The sequence below is a fragment of the Terriglobia bacterium genome (assembly GCA_020073085.1).
Classification (GTDB): domain Bacteria; phylum Acidobacteriota; class Terriglobia; order JAIQFV01; family JAIQFV01; genus JAIQFV01.
In genome coordinates, this window is record JAIQFV010000028.1 from 44920 (window position 1) to 62490 (window position 17571).

12 protein-coding genes and 1 pseudogene are annotated in these 17571 nt (G+C 57.8%); 9 read left to right on the forward strand and 4 right to left on the reverse strand.

From position 1 onward, the window contains the following. Positions 1–288: 288 nt before the first annotated feature. The 4 genes from LAO21_19980 (at position 289) to LAO21_19995 (ending at position 5719) form a co-directional block, all read left to right on the forward strand. Entirely contained in the window at positions 289–978 is a 690-nt protein-coding gene (locus LAO21_19980) for a Crp/Fnr family transcriptional regulator (protein ID MBZ5555002.1), read from the forward strand. Positions 979–1256: 278 nt separating this feature from the next. Then, the gene (locus tag LAO21_19985) at positions 1257–1910 is read left to right on the forward strand and encodes a Crp/Fnr family transcriptional regulator (GenBank protein MBZ5555003.1); all 654 of its coding nucleotides are present in this window, start codon (positions 1257–1259) and stop codon (positions 1908–1910) included. 340 nt (positions 1911–2250) lie between these two features. Continuing rightward, positions 2251–2841 carry a response regulator gene (locus LAO21_19990; GenBank protein ID MBZ5555004.1) on the forward strand — a complete coding sequence of 197 codons (591 nt, stop codon included), beginning with the start codon at positions 2251–2253 and terminating at the stop codon, positions 2839–2841. A 307-nt stretch (positions 2842–3148) separates the two neighbouring features. Next, positions 3149–5719 carry a protein kinase gene (locus LAO21_19995; GenBank protein ID MBZ5555005.1) on the forward strand — a complete coding sequence of 857 codons (2571 nt, stop codon included), beginning with the start codon at positions 3149–3151 and terminating at the stop codon, positions 5717–5719. 867 nt (positions 5720–6586) lie between these two features. Here LAO21_19995 and LAO21_20000 read toward each other — a convergent pair. Continuing rightward, positions 6587–7549 (reverse strand): glycoside hydrolase, encoded by a 963-nt coding sequence (locus LAO21_20000; GenBank protein MBZ5555006.1) that lies wholly within the window; start codon positions 7547–7549, stop codon positions 6587–6589. A 283-nt stretch (positions 7550–7832) separates the two neighbouring features. On the opposite strand from LAO21_20000, the gene LAO21_20005 reads away from it, so the two are divergent. Beyond that, positions 7833–8186, forward strand: coding sequence for a four helix bundle protein (locus LAO21_20005; GenBank protein ID MBZ5555007.1), 354 nt, complete (start codon positions 7833–7835; stop codon positions 8184–8186). A gap of 104 nt (positions 8187–8290) precedes the next feature. Here the strand turns inward: LAO21_20005 and LAO21_20010 are convergent, their stop codons facing one another. From LAO21_20010 to LAO21_20020, 3 genes and pseudogenes are all read right to left on the reverse strand, one after another. After that, positions 8291–8518, reverse strand: coding sequence for a LuxR C-terminal-related transcriptional regulator (locus LAO21_20010; GenBank protein MBZ5555008.1), 228 nt, complete (start codon positions 8516–8518; stop codon positions 8291–8293). After that, entirely contained in the window at positions 8473–9459 is a 987-nt protein-coding gene (locus LAO21_20015; GenBank protein ID MBZ5555009.1) for a hypothetical protein, read from the reverse strand. The genes LAO21_20010 and LAO21_20015 overlap by 46 nt, the downstream gene beginning before the upstream one ends. A 380-nt stretch (positions 9460–9839) precedes the next feature. Further along, a pseudogene (locus tag LAO21_20020) lies at positions 9840–10073 on the reverse strand (hypothetical protein). Between the two features lie 926 nt (positions 10074–10999). Between LAO21_20020 and LAO21_20025 the strand changes: the two are divergent. From LAO21_20025 to LAO21_20040, 4 genes are all read left to right on the forward strand, one after another. Further along, on the forward strand, positions 11000–11332 hold the full coding sequence (locus LAO21_20025) for a PadR family transcriptional regulator (GenBank protein ID MBZ5555010.1): 333 nt from the start codon (positions 11000–11002) through the stop codon (positions 11330–11332). Between the two features lie 103 nt (positions 11333–11435). Continuing rightward, positions 11436–14072, forward strand: coding sequence for an ABC transporter permease (locus LAO21_20030; GenBank protein MBZ5555011.1), 2637 nt, complete (start codon positions 11436–11438; stop codon positions 14070–14072). Between the two features lie 630 nt (positions 14073–14702). After that, complete coding sequence (locus LAO21_20035; GenBank protein MBZ5555012.1) at positions 14703–15923, forward strand: ABC transporter permease; 1221 nt, start codon at positions 14703–14705, stop codon at positions 15921–15923. A gap of 549 nt (positions 15924–16472) precedes the next feature. Beyond that, the gene (locus tag LAO21_20040; GenBank protein ID MBZ5555013.1) at positions 16473–17444 is read left to right on the forward strand and encodes a VCBS repeat-containing protein; all 972 of its coding nucleotides are present in this window, start codon (positions 16473–16475) and stop codon (positions 17442–17444) included. Positions 17445–17571 lie beyond the last annotated feature (127 nt).

The window sequence follows — 17571 nt, forward strand, 5'->3', positions numbered from 1 at the left end:
ATCCTTAGATGTGGTGAGGGACGTGGTCCTTCGCTATCGGCAAATTGAGAAGAGAAGTCGGGTTGAATAAGTTTGAGTTCTTATTCCACCCGGGCGCGAGGTGCACCGTTGCGCGCTGAAAGGACCAGATCGCCGCGTCCACTTAAGGCTTGGGTTCGGTGGGGATGGGATTTGGCTCCTCTCGTTTCGCTCCAGCGAATTTTTTCCCCGCCGGATTTAATTCAAGGTCGCGGAGCATTTCGGAACGGCCCAAAACTCGAGGGCATGCGATCTGAATGGGGGTCGGCAATGCCACGCAACCGTAACTCGAACTTCAATACGAGGACTTTCCTCGTCGAATTCGGTGACGGAAAAAGTGTTTTGAAATGCCGGCCGAGGCAAATCATTTTCACGCAGGGAGACCGCGGAGAGGCGGTTTATTATATTCAAAACGGGAAAGTGAAGCTGACGGTCATCTCAGGTGATGGGAAAGAAGGAGTTGTAGGGTTGTTGGGGAAGGAGGACTTTTTCGGGGAGGGATGCCTGGTAGGACAAACCAGTCACATTGCGACAGCCACCGCGCTCGAAGAATCGGAAATTATACGACTCCCCAAGGAATCGATGCTGCGCATGCTCAGCAGCAAGCCTGAATTCTCAGCCCTCTTCATCCACTACCTGGTGACCCGCAATGCTCGAATCCAAGAAAACCTGGCCGATCTCCTGTTTAATTCCAGCGAGAAGCGACTGGCCCGGGCCTTGTTGTTTCTTTCGCACCTTGGAAACGGTGAAAAGTATGATCTGTTGATTCCAAAGATCAGCCATGAGATGCTGGCGGAAATGATCGGGACCACCCGGTCGAGGGTCACTTGCTTCATGAATAAATTCAGGAAGCTGGGGTTCATTGAATACAACGGTGGCTTGAAAGTTCACGGCTCAATCATCAACATTCTTCTTCACGGTCCCGTAGCGCGAAAGGTCCCCCAACCGACCGTAGACTAAAAGCATCTGCGCGGCACATTTGCCAATGTGTGCAATATTGAACAGCTTTTGGAATTTGAGGATGCTACGCTAAAGGCGTAGTGCGTCGTGGATTGTCCCTCGCGGAACTTCACGCGGAGGAGTGTCGATGGCGCAAAATGAAGCAACCGGGGATGGTATCGTGATTTGCCGCCCGATTGTCACGGGCGTCCCAGAACCCAAGGCGGGTGACAAGGGCGCGCAGGAACTTAGAAAAGGCAGCAATCCTGCGCCCTGGAGGTTGGAAAGGAGGCGGGCAAATGGGACCGAAGCGAAATAAGGCTTTTACCGCAAAGGCTTTTCTTGCCGAAGTCGGTGAAGGAAGAAGTGTAACGCCATACCGGCGGAAGGAAGTGATTTTTTCTCAGGGAGATCCCGGGGATGCCGTTTACTATATCCAAAAGGGGAAAGTGAAGCTGACGGTTTTCTCACCCCGTGGAAAGGAAGCCGTGATCGCCCTGCTCGGCGAGGAAGGGTTTTTTGGCGAGGCCTGCCTGAATGGGCAGCTGAAGCGTATGGAGACGGCCACCGCGATTGAAGAATCAGCCATTGCGCGCATCCCCAGGGAGTCGATGCTGCGAATGCTCCAAAAGGAACGCAAGTTCTCTGAGGTTTTCATTCACTACCTGTTGACGCGCAACATTCGTATTCAAGAGGACCTCGTGGATCAATTGTTCAATTCCAGCGAAAGAAGGCTGGCCCGGGTCTTGCTGTTGCTGGCTCAGTTTGGCAAGGTCGATACCTCTGAGGTGTTGATCCCGAAGGTCAGCCAGGAGACCCTGGCGGATATGATCGGGACCACCCGGTCGAGGGTCAGTTACTTCATGAACAAATTCAGGAAGCTGGGGTTCATTGAATACAACGGCGGATTAAAGGTTCACAACTCACTCCTCAACATTGTCCTTCACGACTAAGGGTTCCGCGTCCTGCGCGAATCCCCTGCCCGCGGCTCGTGTGCAGCCGTATGAAAAAATTGGAGTTTGAGCAATATTGGACAGACTTGCAACCCTAAGCCTGATAGGCTCAACATGCAATAGATTGTGAAGACCTTCACGGGTCGATCAGAAGAGGCACAGGGAAGCGCTGTCAGGATAGGTAGCGACCTGAGTGCCTGGATAAAAAAAGGCCTTTAACGAGAGGCCGCGTCGGTGATTGTTAGAGCTGGATTTCGGACAGTCCCCCGACCAACTGGTTCAACGAGCTTCAAACACTGAATTCCTCATGGTGAATCGCTGAACCGGAGGGAACGTGCCAATGCCCTCCCCATTTAGACTTCTCATCGCCGATGACTCCGCGTCGTTCCGGGATGCTGTGTCTACGATTCTGACCTCAGAGGGTTACGAGGTCGTGACGGCAGAAAATGGCTCAGAGGCGTTGAAGCTTCTGGTGGAGCCACTGCCCGATGTGATCATTTCGGACTTGCATATGCCCCGGATGTCAGGATACGAACTCCTGGCGGCGGTTCGCCAAAAGTTCCCCAATATTCCTGTGATTGCCATGAGTTCCAGTTTCAAGAGAGAAGAGGGATTGCCCGGAATATTTGCTGATGCGTTTCTGTACAAAGGCGACTTCACGATCGACCAACTGTGTTACAAGATCATAGAGCTTATAGCGGCATCTCCCCTTCGACCGCAGTCCACTGAAGGCAAGACGGCGTCGGTGTGGGTGTCCAGGGACGCGGCGGGATACTTGTCGATCTTGTGCACGAGCTGTCAGGGCCGTTTCAAACTCGCCGCGGTCGGGCTGGATGGCGGCAGGCTCAGTGCGAAGTGTCCCTCCTGTAAGGCCATTGTGGAATTTCAAATCGATCATTCGCGAGGAGGGCTTCTGGACGGCGAATCTTGATCAAGAGGTGGAAACCCCTCTTCACACCACCACCCGCGACCGACGCCTCATAAATAAATCATCAGCAGCAAATGAAGAGGGACAGTCACCCGCAACCAGGAGGAAGCCGGTGACTGTCCCTCTTCATTTTGAAGTGCCGGCATCCCGCCATTATCTCCATTCTCTCCCTCAAGACCTGAGTTCATTCGAATGCGTTCCGGGATTTGACCGGAGCCGGAAGCCCCGCTTATAATCCCCTGACTGGAGAGGTGATTCCATCAGACAACTATCACATTACCACGTGCTGGACCGCGTGGGATCAGGGGGAATGGGAACCGTATGGGCTGCCGACGACCTGCAGCTGGGTCGCCGTGTTGCCCTGAAATTCCTGTCGGAGGACTTGGCTCAACACCAGCAGGCGCTGGAGCGCTTCAAATTGGAGGCGCGCACCGCGTCCTCGTTGAACCACCCCAACATCTGCACGATTTATGAGGTCGGCGAGGCGGAGGGTGAGTACTTCATCGCCATGGAATTCATTGAAGGCGAGCCGCTGGACCGGTATCTCGCGCGGCATCGCCCGGACCTGCAGGAGTTGCTTGATATCGCCATCCAGATCGCCGATGCCCTTGACGCCGCGCACGGCAAGGGGATCATTCATCGCGACATTAAACCCGCGAACATCGTGGTCACGCCACGGGGGCAGGTCAAGATCCTTGACTTCGGGTTGGCCAAGCTGGTCGCCAGCCGTCGCACCTCCGAACAGCTGACCCGGGTGGGGGCGGCGGAGGCGACCGTCGCCGAGCACCTGACATCGCCCGGTATCGCGGTCGGCACGACGGCCTTCATGTCTCCCGAGCAGGCGCGGGGCAAGGAACTGGACGCGCGCAGCGACCTGTTTTCTTTCGGCGCCGTGCTGTATGAGATGGCGACCGGCAGGCTTCCGTTTGATGGAGAAACCACGGCCATCATCTTCGATGGGATCCTCAATCGCAATCCGGTCCCCGCCCTTGACCTCAATCCGGAACTTCCGCCGAAGCTGGATGAGATCATCCGCACCGCGCTCGAGAAGGACCGCGATATGCGGTACCAGAGCGCGGCGGACATGCGCGCCGAACTGAAGCGGTTGAAGCGCGACACCAGCTCCGGCAGAGTGACCGTCCCCAGCGGTTTGGTGGCAAGTGTACCCCGGAGTCGCAAAGCCATCTATGCCGCGATCTTTGTCGCCGCGGTCGTGGTGGCTGCCCTCGCCGTCGGCGGCTACCTTTGGAGCCACCGTGCCCGCGGCTTCAACGTGCAGAACATGACCATGGCGCAGGTGACCTCCACCGGAAACGCAGGCGCGGCGGCACTGTCGCCCGATCGACGCTACATCGTCTATGTGCTGCGCGAGGGGGCCCAGGAGAGCCTGTGGGTGCAGCAACTGGCCACCGGCAGCAACGTGCAGGTGCTGGCGCCCGATCAAGTGCGTTTCGTCGCCGTCAGTTTTACCCCCGATGGCAACTATGTGATGTTCGTGCGTTCCGATAGGTCCACCATGAATTTCCGTTACCTGTACCAGATGCCGGTGCTGGGCGGAACGCCGAGGGAGATCATTCGGGACATCGATTCAGCGCCGGCTTATTCCCCGGACGGACAGCAGATCGCCTTTATCCGCGGCCTTCTCGAAATCCCCGGGAATGCGATCGTGATCGCGAAGGCGGATGGCAGCGGCGAACGCGTACTCTCGAAACGCACGGGGTTCAACGTGGGATCAGCCAATGTCGCGTGGTCTGCAGACGGCCGGACGCTGGCAACCGTGTCGGCGGAAACGCGGGATAACGCCAGCCGATGGGTGCTGGAGACGATTTCAGCGAAAACCGGCGAGGTGCGCGACTTGCACTCTTTCTCACTTCCTGCACAGGCGCTGGACTGGTTGCCGGAGGGCAGCGGTATCCTGGTGGTGGGGACCGATCCGCAGAAAGGACGCGGCCAGATCTGGCATGTGAGCTACCCCAAAGGCGAGTCCACCCGGTTTACCAACGACCTGACCAACTACGATCCGTGCTGTCTGGACATCACGCGCGATGGCAATTCGCTGGTCGCTCTACAGAATACGATCTCGAGCGATGTGTGGGTAGGGAAGGCGGATGGTTCCGACGCCAGGCAGGTGACCAGTGGCGAACCGATAGGGCTGGGCATCGACTGGGTGGGCAACCGCATTGTCGCCGGAAATACGCAGGGTAAATGGTTTCAGATGAATCCCGACGGAAGCCATAGCGTTCCGCTGACGAGCGACCCCGATCCGCATGTGCAGCTCTCCGCCTGCGCGGACGGCAGGCACCTCATCTACAACACCTTTCACAACGGGATTGTCGAGCTGTGGCGCAGCGATGCCGATGGCTCCAACCCCCTCAAGTTGACACCGCGGGCCATCTTGGGCGGCGCTATCTGCGCCCCAGACTCCAAGTCGGTCGTCTATGCCGCCGATAGCGCGGTATGGCGGGTCCCCATCATAGGAGGAACCCCTGTAAAACTGGACCTCCCGTTCTCGGAGACGGGATATTCACCCGACGGCAAGCTCCTGTTTTACACGTCGCAAAAGGTCGAGGGCAGCAACTTCCGAGCCAATCTGATCGTCACTCCCGCGGAAGGCGGAGCCCCCCTGTTCACGCTCAACGTCCCCTTCGGAATGCGGTCACCGCGCTTTACGCCGGACAGCAAAGCCATCGCCTTCATGCTCGTGCGTGACCGCGCTACAAACATCTGGGAGCAACCGCTGACCGGAAAAGATCCGGTCCCGGTGACGCGGTTCCCCGGCGGCGATATGTTTGCCTTTGCGTGGTCCCGGGACGGCAAGCAACTGGCCTTCTTGCGGGGTCAGCGCAAGACCGACGTCGTCATGATGAGCAATTTCCGTTAGCGGGCCTGGGCGGTGTCAGAAAAATCCGCTCCGAGACTCATCAAGACAGAACGCCTGCCGGGCTCTGATTTTTTTTCCGCACCCTTCCCCCACCCTTGCCCCGCCAAGAGCGCGGCCTGGGATGGGGTAAAGACGCGGGAAAAGAATTTGGCTCAGGCCCGGAGGGGCCGAAAGATTGTAGCCCCATCCGACGCGCCGCGTTTTTGGCGGGGCGAGGGTGGGGTAAAGACGCAGGAAAAGGATTTGGTTCAGGCCCGGAGGGGCCGAAAGATTGTAGCCCCACCTGAGCTCCGTCCGCCGTAGGCGGAGAGCGAGGGCGGGGTAAGGATAAGAGAAAATGTGACAGCCCCGCTTGCGGGGCTAAAGAAACCTCCCGCTTGCCCGGGCTGACTGACTCCTCACTACTACCTGTCGCAGCTTGAAGTCAGCTCACAATACGCCGTCGTTTCTACGCGCAATCGTTCAGGCATTGAATCAGTTGCCCTAGGCATTTCGCATGGTTGCCGCCTTGCCGCAGGCACGCGCGGTATTTCGCGATGCAAATATCTTCACAGGTGGGCAACGGGCGCTTGGCGGTACTTATCTTCCCCTTCTTGGTGACTGTTTTCCTGGCAGAAGTACGTTTGGTTGGCATGACACATTGACTCCTTTCATCTCTCAAGTTTGGCGATCAGCCGGCCGTTCGACGGGACTATCCCGAATTTATGTGTCGCCCCGCAAGCGGGGCTCTGATTCTTTTCCGCATCCTTACCCCACCCTCGCTCCGTCCCGCAAAAAGCGCGGGACGGAGCATCGGATGGGGCTACATTCTTTCGGCCCTCCGGGCCTGACCCCTATTGCTGGACATTCATCGAGACAGAAGTCAAATCATCGGAATCGAGTCGCTTTCACATCCGGATTCCCGCCAGGAGTAATGATCTGGAATGAGCCCACGAATCCGCGGTTGGCACCGGTGAAGTCACTGGCGACGGTGTCGTAGTCCCCCATATAGGTCGGTATAACGGTCGGGACGTCTGTGCCGTGAATCGGAGCAAAGCTGTTCGAAGTCTGTTTCTCGTCAGTCCACGTCGCTCCCGCATTCTGAGAGACGGCGCAGAAGCGGTCGATAAAGAAATTGTCGGGGTCTTCGCGCCGGTCATAGAAGCACGCTGCAATCTTTCTCGTCCGGTCCACGGCTAGTCCCGGCATAAATTGATCCGTCCCTTTGCCGGACCGCAGAGGTTCTCTGTTTGTATTCACCCGGACGGGAGAAGACCAGGTGGCGCCCCCATCGCTCGACCGGGTGACACCGTTGTTACTCAGACCTTGCGGAGGATTGAGGACCAGGGTTTCGAAAATGCTTCCGGTATCGTTGAAACCGACGACCACGTTATCCCCGCACCAGGCGGTCGAAGTTTCACTTTGTGTAAACCCCGACAAGACAGAGAAGACGAAATCGTTCCCTGGGTCGGACACTGGGATGAGGCCATCCTGAACGGCGAAGCCGGCTGCAATGTCTGATTTGAGGGCAGGGGAAGCAATGTTTCCCGGCGAGAAACCCGACCGGAGGGGAGAGTCAAGAAAACCTTTTCCGGGTTGGCTGGATTCCACCATATGGAATAAGTTCTGCGCGCTGCCCGAGAAGGCTGCCCTCTTGTTGTCGGGTAATCGATCAAGGAAGGATCTCATGGGTGCGAATCGTTGTTGGATGACATCTGTTTGTTGGACCTTGTCCCTTTGTTGGACATTCTTAAACGGTTCAGGCTGGCCTTGTCCTGGGATCGCGAGAGGGGCCAGGAGGACGAATAGCCCGAAGATAATCAGTTTCAATTTGAGATCAAGCTTTTTCATACTGTTTCTCCCTATTTGAAGATAGTGATCAGTGGCCAGTGCTCAGTTGTCAGTGGTTAGTGATGCCTGGCGCGCGGCCAGGGTTTGGTACGAGTCCTCTTGGAAGGCTGCAATGTAGTTCAAGAAGAAATCAGGTGTCACCACCTGAACAGGTAGGAAAGATCAGTGGGCAGTGGCCAGTGGGCAGAAAACAGTGGGCAGTGGCTAGTGGTCAGTGGTCAGCGGGGAAAGACGGTGGTATCCTCATTGGTGATGTCAGAGTAGAAGAAGGGAGGTGATGGAGATGAAGGTTAAGAAGTATAGCGATTTGATTGTATGGCAGAAGGCGATGGATTTGACGCAGGAGGTTTATACGGTGACCAGATGCTTTCCTAAGGAAGAGATCTATGGATTAACAAGCCAGTTGCGCAGAGCCGCAGTCTCGGTTCCATCAAATATCGCCGAGGGCCAGGGACGCAAATCCACCAGCGAGTTTTTGCAGCATTTGTCGATCGCTTATGGATCGTTGTTGGAAGTGGAGACGCAAGTACTGATTGCTGAAAGGTTGGCTTACCTCGAAAAGCAGTCGGTGTCGGGCCTAATATCGCGCACCTCTGAAGTTGGAAAACTGCTTAACGGCTTACGGAACTCACTCTGAACACCAGCCCCCACCCCCACTCACTCTCAACTGCCCACTGACCACTGATCACTGATCACTGACCACTGACCACTGACCACTGCCCACTGTCTTCCGGCCACTGATCAAACTAACCGATTCCTCAGAGCCTTGGCCATGGCTTCCGACTTGGAGTGGACTTGCAGTTTCTCGTAGATGTGGCGCATGTGGAGGGAGATCGTGTTGACGCTGACACCCACTTCAGCCGCCGCGGTTTTGTAGTTATGGCCTTCGACCAGCAGCTTTAATAATTTCGTTTCGTGGGCCGTCAATTGATAGTCGGCGCGCTCCGGCGGGCGGATATCCCGAAACAAGGCGACCACCCGTCGCGCCACCTCCGGCGAAATGGGCGAGCCGCCATTGACCGCATCCCGGAGGCTTTCCAGCAACTTCGCGAATCTTCAAAGAGACGGAACACGTTATCAGCGATCAGCCCATCCCGGCTTGTATAGACGGCCCTGGGAAGGGTGCTCGCGAGTTGTTCAGCGTGGCTGACTTTCGGAAAGCGGCAAAGGCCCTGGCCTGTTTGGAACCACCATTCCCCCAGATGATCCTGGAAGAGGATCTGATTCCACCCCCAGCCGAAAAAAGTGATGTCCTTCGGGAAACGTGGACGGATTAAATGGAATCGGTTCCCGTCGAACTGCCGAAACTCACCCGGACTTCCGTTGACCACATAAAGTTCGCCTGTCTGGCCTTCAAAGATGGAACCGACTCCGTTCTTGCCGAGGCCATTCGTCTCGCGATAGGTGGTGAATCCATTGCGCGCCATTCTCGTGGCGCCGCTGCCCTCGGTCGCTATCCAGAGGTTTCCCCCACGATCCTCAGCCATCGCTTCTATCGCTCCGGTGCTGAGGCCCTGAGCAGTCGTATAGTTGCGAAACTCCTGGCCGGGTTTGTTGACCCCCGCGTTGAACTGGCTCAGCCCGAGCGAGGTGCCGATCCAGAGACGACCTCCAGAAGCCTGAAACAACGAATCGATCCAGTTGGAAGGCAGCCCATCGCCCGTCGTGTACACCCGGGTGACAATCACTCGCTTCGATGTGGGTCCTGAAACAATCCGGCACAAACCAAGCCCCGTGCCCACCCACAAGCTTCCGTTTTTGTCTTCAAGCAAGGCATGAACGGCATCATCGGGCAAACCTTGTTTGGTGGTGTATCGCTCGGAGCGGCCATCGGAAAAGAGACGGTAGAGTCCGCTGCCTCGTGTGCCCACCCACAACGCGCCCTGTCGGTCTTCCAGTATTGTTTCCACGAGTCGATCATCATCTTTCTCATTCGGCATTCCCATCTCAAGGAGGTGGAGTTTGACCTGGTCACCTGCCTGCTCGAGGCGAAACAGGCCGCCGTTCGTACCACACCAGATCGTGCCGGTGTGATCCTCGAGTAAGACGTTGACTGCAAATGCTGGTGTGTCCTTCGTGGGATGGTAGATGATGAACATCGGCAATGAGGAATTGCGGATTGCGGATTGCGGGTTGGGTTCGGTACCCGATTTGCAAAACCCGTGCTCTGCAATGGATCGCCGGAGGGATTAAAGCGGGCCAGGCCATCACCCGTGGCCACCCAGTAAACACCAGCTCGTGTTTCAAGCAGGTCTCGAACGCTTGGGTTCGGCAGTCCCTCTGCTTTGGTGTAGTTCGTGAAGCGATAGCCGTCATACTGCGAAAGGCCCTCGGCCGTGCAGAACCACAGAAAACCGCGGGAGTCTTTCACGATTTGATGAATTCGATTGTGGGCGAGGCCGTCAGCCGTGGTGTACGTCTTGATGGGCAACTGCTCAGCGCCTGAGGCATTGAGCAGGCTCAGGAGCAAGGCGAGAAACGAAGCCGACTGGAGAAGGATCTGCGCCGCCTTTGCTGCTGTCATACGCATGAAAAATCCCGCGACGAGAGGGATGGGCAGAACAAGACGCACTTTTGGATCTTAGCCTGGCGACCGAGCCTCTCCCGGGTTCGACGCAAACCTCCCAAGGTCATTATTTATCCATGGGTGCGTATTATCTAGCCCGACGGAAAAGCGTAGTTCCGAGACTCGGGGATCATAAAGAACTGCAAAAAAAGTGCGGGGGGAACGCAGAGCTTAGAGGTTAGCCTAAAAGAAACATAGTAGTCTGGCGTAAGAAATATCGGAGGATCGAGTTGAGCCCTATTAGGATGAAATAATTCAGGGCTCTCCTTTCGCCCAAAAACGCTTTTCCTAACTAGCGAGGAGCCTCCGATTGGCCGTGATTGTGAAGCTTTCTTTTACCCCAGCCGGTTTTGTTTGTCAATTACGGTCAGGAACCCTGAACCTCGATTCCGGAATTGAGCGTGCCTGACGGCGCGAAAAGAAAGCTATAAGGGCACCCAGCGCACTGCTCCATCTGGACTGCGCTTCGGCCCTCCGGGCCTGGATTTTTCCAGACCCCCGGGGCCTGGTTTGTTTCTGACCACTGACCACTGACCACTGATCACTGACCACTGATCACTGACCACTGACCACTGATCACTGACCACTGACCACTGATTCCCCCCCCCTCGCTCCGCCAAGAACGCGGAGCCCGCCGCGGCGGGGGGCTACATTCTGGCGGCCCTCCGGGCCTTGTTGCGCGACATCCTGCGTCGTTATTGCCAATTACAACAAAGACCTCCTTCACCCCGCCGGCGGGGCTATCCCATTCCGGATCCCATCTCATCCTTCCATCGGGGGTCGATTCTTCCCTTACGATCCCCCCTTACCCCTCAAAACTTTTTCCCCTTGCACTTCGACAGGAGGATCGGTATCCTCTCCTGTCGAAGCGAAAGGGGAATGAGATGACTGTCGAGCGAATCGATCTTCCACAGGGAACCCTGGACCTGATCATCCTGAAGACGCTGGCGCTGGAGCCTCAGCACGGCTGGGCGATTTCGGAGCGCATCCACCAGATCTCCAGCAAGGTGCTCCAGGTTCAGCAAGGCTCGTTGTATCCGGCCCTTCACCGGCTCGAGCGCCACGGCTGGATCAAGGCGCACTGGGGGGCGTCGGAGAACAACCGCCGGGCAAAGTATTACGAGCTGACGCGAAAGGGCCGTCAACAGCTCGAGGCGGGTGAGAGCGCCTGGAAGAAACTGACCGCGGCCATCGGCCAGGTGCTGGAGACCGCTTGAGACACCTCCGAATTCTCATGGACTTCGGAAGTCGGCGGGTGATGAATCCGGCCCATTCACAACCAAACTAAAGACTCTCGCTGCAACCCTCCGGGAGGGCTTCATGCTGAGCGATTTTCTATATCGTGTCCGGTCGCTCGTTCGACGCGACAGGGTCGAGACCGAGATGGACGAAGAACTGCGTTTTCATTTTGAGCGCCAGGTGGAAAGGTATGTGCAATCCGGCCTGAAGCGGGAGGAGGCGACGCGGCGGGCGCGGATCGATTTCGGCGGGATCGAGCGGGTCCGCGAAGAATGCCGCGAGGCGCGCGGGGTCAACGTCATCGAGACACTGATTCAAGATGTCCGCTATGCTTTGCGGATACTCAAAAAATCTCCCGGCTTTACCACCGTGGCCGTCCTCACCCTCGCGCTCGGCATTGGCGCAAACAGCGCCATCTTCAGCGTGGTCAACGCCATGCTGCTCCGCCCGCTCCCGTTTCCGCAGCCCGACCGTTTAGTCCGTCTGTGGGAGGCGCTCCCCGGCAAGGGCTACCACCGGAACGTCGTCAATCCGTTCAATTTTCTCGACTGGCGCGAGCATGCCCGCAGCTTCGAAGCCATGGCCGCCGTGATGGGCATGGAAGTAAACATCGTCGGCGCGGGCGATCCTGTGGCGCTCCCCGGACTCTGGGTGTCGGCGCCCTACTTTTCCATACTTGGAGTTCCGGCCTATCTCGGGCGGACTTTTGTGGCTGAAGACGAGGCGCCGGGCCATGACCGGAATGCCGTCATCAGTTATGGATTGTGGCAAGAGCGCTTTGGAGGCGACCGCAACATCCTGGGAAGAACGGTCACCGTCAACGCCGTTCCTCGTGTCATCATCGGGGTGATGCCGCCAGGGTTTGCTGTTCCTGGGACGCGGGCGCAGGTCTGGACGCCCCTGAGCATCACCCGTTCCGCCGAGTGGGAGAGAGGTCGCTACCTGACGGTGCTGGCGCGGCTCAAGCCGGGTGTGAGCCTGCACCAGGCCCAGCAGGATATCGAGGCCGCCGCCGGGGTTGCCGCTGCGTCGCGGCCGGATTTCGACCGGGAGTGGAGTGCCGAGGTCGCGCCATTTCTCCGGGATGTGACCGCCGATCTAAGGCGGCCGCTGCTGGTGCTGCTGTCCGCCGTGGGATTCCTGCTGTTGATCGCGTGCGCCAATGTCGCCAACCTGCTCCTCATGCGCGGCACCGGCCGGTGGCGCGAGATGGCCATGCGCCAGGCCCTGGGGGCTACACGAGGACGCCTTGTGCAGCAGCTTCTGGTCGAAGGCCTCGTGCTGGCGCTCGCGGGGCTGATTGCAGGGATGGCGTTCGCACGATTCAGCTTGCAGGGACTGCTGGCCATCATCCCGCAGAGCACCCCCTTGCCCCGCAGCGAGCCGGTCACGATCGATGCGAGGGTGTTCGCCTTCGCGCTGCTGATCTCCGTTTTGACGGTGGCACTCTTTGCACTCCTTCCCTCCCTTCGGCTTTCGCGGGTGGATGCACAAACCGGACTCCAGCAAGGCACCTTGCAGAGCACGGGCAGCGGCAATCGCATGTTGCGACGCGCGCTGGTGGTGGTGGAGATCTCTCTGGCCATCCTACTTTCCATCGGCGCGGGACTGATGTTACGAAGCTTTCAGCGGTTGACGTCGGTGGACCCGGGATTCGATCCGGAACACGTCGTCTCAATGCGGATTTTCGTCTCTCCGGGGAAATACGACACCCCACAGAAACGCTCGCAATACGTTGACAACCTGCTCGCGGAATTGCGGACGACGCCGGGCGTGGACTCGGCCGGCAGTGTCCATTTTCTTCCGATGCGGGGGCAGATCTCCGCTTCTTGTTTTGCCCCCGGCAGTTCGACTGAGGAGCCGGTCCCTGCCCGCTCCCAATCAGCGCAGTTCCTGATCATTAACCCGGGATACCTCCGGACGATGGGCACACGGCTCGTCGCAGGGCGTGATTTCGGAGAGCAAGACCATTTCGGCTCGCCCAGCGTGATGCTGGTCAACCAGGCCTTCGTGAGGCACTACTTGGGTGGCGAAGATCCCATCGGGAAGTCCTTCAGCGTCTGCTGGTCCGTTCCGAACCCGGCACGCATTGTGGGAGTGGTGGCCGACGCGCGGCAGGCGGGACTCGAAGAGGCACCCGTGCCGACCATTTTTCTCTCCAACTCCCAAGCCCCCATGTATTTTGCCTCTCTGGTGGTCCGTGCCCGAGGCGATGTGCTCCAGATCATGGACTCGGCGGAACGGGCTGTACGCCATGTGGACCCGGAGCAGGCGGTCTCGGGTGTCGAGACCATGGATAGTGTGCTAAGCGATTCAGTCTCGCAGCCGCGTTTTCAAATGCTGCTGCTGTTGATCTTTGCAGGGCTGGCGCTGGGGCTCGCCTGTATGGGTGTGTACGGCGTGATCTCCTACTCAGTGCGACAGCGAACTCAGGAAATTGGAATTCGCGTGGCACTCGGCGCGGGGCGCTTGCAGATCGCCTCCCTGGTGATAAAGGAAGCCCTCATGCTTTCAGCTGCAGGACTGCTGTTGGGACTGGGGGTGGCGCTGGGCCTGACCCGCCTCCTCGAAACACTTCTCTTTGAGGTGAAACCCACCGATCCGGTGACGTTGGTCTCGGTCAGCACCCTCATGGTCGTGGTTTCAGCCTGCGCGTCCTGGATGCCGGCACGTCGAGCGACACGGTTGGATCCCACCGAGGCGCTGCGGTATGAATGAGCGACAGGTTTGAATTTGTCCGGGTGCCGCCGGCATGCGCTTTTTGCTGGGGTGCCGCCGGCATGTGCTTTTTTCAGGGGTGCCGCACGCATGCGCTTTTTGCTGGGGTGCCGCACGCATGCGCTTTTTGCATGCATGCGAATCGATGGCAGGATTGTCAAGAACCGGCGCACTTAGGAGAAGATGGGGAAGGCGGGGCTTCAGTCAGTATGGTTCGCAGGCATGCCCAAGACGCATGCCTGCGGCACCCGAGATGCCTGCGGCACCCGGCTTTTTGCATGCATGCCAATCCATTGCGAGAGTATGAAGACCTGCAACGGGTGTTGCAGGATGTAAAGAACCGGTGAAGGTGGGGCAAGCCGGCGATTCAGTCATCGAGGTTCGCAGGCGTGCCCAAAACGCATGCCTGCGGCACCCGAGATGCCTGCGGCACCCGGCGGGTTCAGAGCTTCTCCCAAAGGGTTTGCAGGATTTGAAATTTCAAATTTGAGATCTCGGATTGCTTTGCGACCGCTTACATTTAGAACCCGGGATAAGACTTGGAATCAAACATGTCAGGTCCCGATTAGGGACTGATTGAGACCAACGCCGGCCTTCGGTCCGGCGTTCTTGAGATGCCAGGAGGGCCCTGTGTTTCATCATCTCTTGTTCTTGCTTCGCGCGTTGTTTCGTCATCGTGCCGTGGAAGCCGAGATGGACGATGAACTGGGTTTTCATTATGAGCGCCAGGTCGAACGGTACCTTCAGGCGGGCCTCAATCCCGAAGAAGCGCGTCGCCGGGCACGTCTCGATTTCGGGGGGGTTGAAGGGGTGAAAGAGGAGTGTCGCGAGGCGCGCGGGGTGATGTTCTTTGAGACGCTATTCCAGGACGTGCGCTATGGCCTGCGGCTGCTCCTCAAGTCTCCCGGCTTCACCGCTGTGGCCGTCCTGACCCTGGCGCTTGGCATCGGGGCGAACACAGCGATCTTCAGCGTCGTTCATGCGGTCCTGCTGAAGCCGCTGCCGTACCCCGATGCAAACCGTCTCGCCATGATCTGGACGGGTCTTGGGAAGGAAACCCGCGCCCCCGCGACGGGGATGGAGGTAGCACAGTACCGGGAACGCAGCCGTTTGTTTGACCAGATCGCCGGCATCTGGGTCACCAATGGCACGCTGGTCGGGGAGGGCGAGCCCGAGCAGATCAAACTGGCCCAGGTGACCGACAACTTTCTCTCGCTGCTTTGCGGCCGGCCCGAGGCCGGTCGATTCTTCACGGCAGGCGAGCGGCAGGACGGCCCGCCGTCGGTCGCGGTCATTTCATACGGCCTGTGGAATCGCCGCTACGGCGCCAATCCAAAGATCATCGGCCAGGCGGTCCGTATCGGCGGCGGCTCAGTCACGGTGATCGGCGTGTTGCCCCGGGATTTTCGCCTGATCTTTCCGGAGGACTCGAGCGTCCCAGCCAACGTGGATCTGTTTGTCCCCCTGCTCGCCGATTTGTCAAAGGTGGGCAAGGCCGGTTTCATTCGCATGGTCGGCCGCATGGTCCGTAGCGCAAACGTCGTCCAGGCACAAAGCGAAGCAGATGAAATCGGCCTTCGGATGGCCATGGGCGCTCAACCGCTCGGGATTCTGAGTATGGTGTTTCGCCAGGGTGCCCCGGCGATAGCCTGGGGCCTGGCCGCGGGATTCACCTTGTCGCTGGCGCTGACGCCGATGATGCGGGGCCTGCTTTTTGGGGTCAGCCCGATCGACCTGACGCCCTTCGCGGCTGTGTTCCTCCTCCTCGTTTGCTTGAGTGTCTTCGCGTGCTACGTTCCCGCGCGCCGGGCCACCCAGGTGGATCCCATAATCGCTTTGCGGTATGAGTGAAAAGTAGAAGCAGTTCTCAGGGGTTTGGAGTACGCCCCCGCTCTGAGGGGCCGTACTCCAAAGTAAAGGTAATCCGGGAAGGAAGTTGTGACCCGGTAACCTCGAATGATATCAGCCGATTGATATCAGCCTGATTGATATCAGCCTTGCTTCTGAGGGGTGGGTGGAGTTAGAATCGATGGCGGAAGTTTGGAGCGCTTTATTTAGTTGTCCTATGGGTTTGGACGGTCGGCCCCCTCTGTTCCTTTTGAAAACTAGTTGAAGGTTAGCCATCTATTTTTATCTAGAACCGTGTGAATGTCTTCTTCTCTGGCATAAGGGTTCTGCCCCCATATGATCTCCAATCCCACCTTGATTCGTTTTTTCCAGAAGCATGTTGCTGGTCTGGCGAAGAGCGGGCTTCCATTGGATGGCTTCCTTCCCTGAAGAGGTTTTGTTTATTGGTCGAGTTGAGTGATGCAGGACACTGATGGCCAATGGCAGGTCGTGATTCCATTGGCCTTGATATTCTGAGACCGGTTTTTGGAACCGTCTCTTTGGAGGTTTTCAATGCGTTTCCTTCCCCAGCAAAATCCCCCTGGAACTGCGTTCATTTTCATTGCAATCATAAGCATTTCTCTTGTCGCCGCGGGAGGTCAACCTCTTCTTCTGCAAGCTTCAGATGGACTGGTATCCCTCACCACGCCGTCCCCCCTGGCAGCCTGTCCCTCACCCGGTTTTGGGGTGCAATCCGTCTACCCGGTGGACACCTCGCCGACCGCCGTCGCGACGGGCGATTTTAACGGTGACGGGAAAGTGGACCTCGTGGTTGCGAACAAGGGTTCGAAGTCCTTTTCGATCCTTTTGGGAAACGGCGATGGGACCTTTCAAGCGGCCGTGACGACACCCATCCCGGGTCTGCGTTATTCCGGTCCCCTGTCTGTGGTCGCCGGGGACTTCGATGGAGATGGGAAGCTGGATCTTGCCTTCGCCAATGATACGGCTGACAAGATATCCATTCTCGTGGGAAACGGTGATGCGACATTTAGGGATGCGATCATCACTTTTGCGCCCTCAGCCAGGTTTGTGGCGGCTGGGGATTTTACTGGAGACGGCATTCTGGATTTGGCCTTTGCCGGCATGACCGACAGCGGCATTTTTGCGGTCGTCTCAAATGGTGATGGGACGTTTCGATACATCTCTGGCTATGGTTGGTATGGGAGCACCCTTGCCGTCGGGGATTTTACTCGTGATGGCAAACTGGACCTGGCAGTGCCGGGGCAGTCTGGCAGCAAGGCCAGGATCCTCTTCGGGTTGGGCAATGGCACTTTCTCTCTGCCTCCTCTACCCGAGTTTTTTGTTGGAGGTGCCGACCGGTCTTACGCCGCCGGGGATTTCGATGGCAATGGGAGATTGGATCTTGCGGTCGCCGACTTTTCGCTCGGAAAGGTCTGGATTGTCCTTCAGCAGGGGAGTCTGACCTTTCAATCGCCGGTTAGCTATCCGGCTGGAAGCAAACCCTGGGTTGTACTAGGTCTTTGACCGCGTGAAAGAGTTCTTTTTGTATTTGAACTTGATCCGTGCTTTTTTCCGGGTGAACTGCCAGTTGATTTTCACTTGATCGTGGTTGACCCTTCGGTTCCAAGCCCGCGACTCCCGCCGTAGCAAC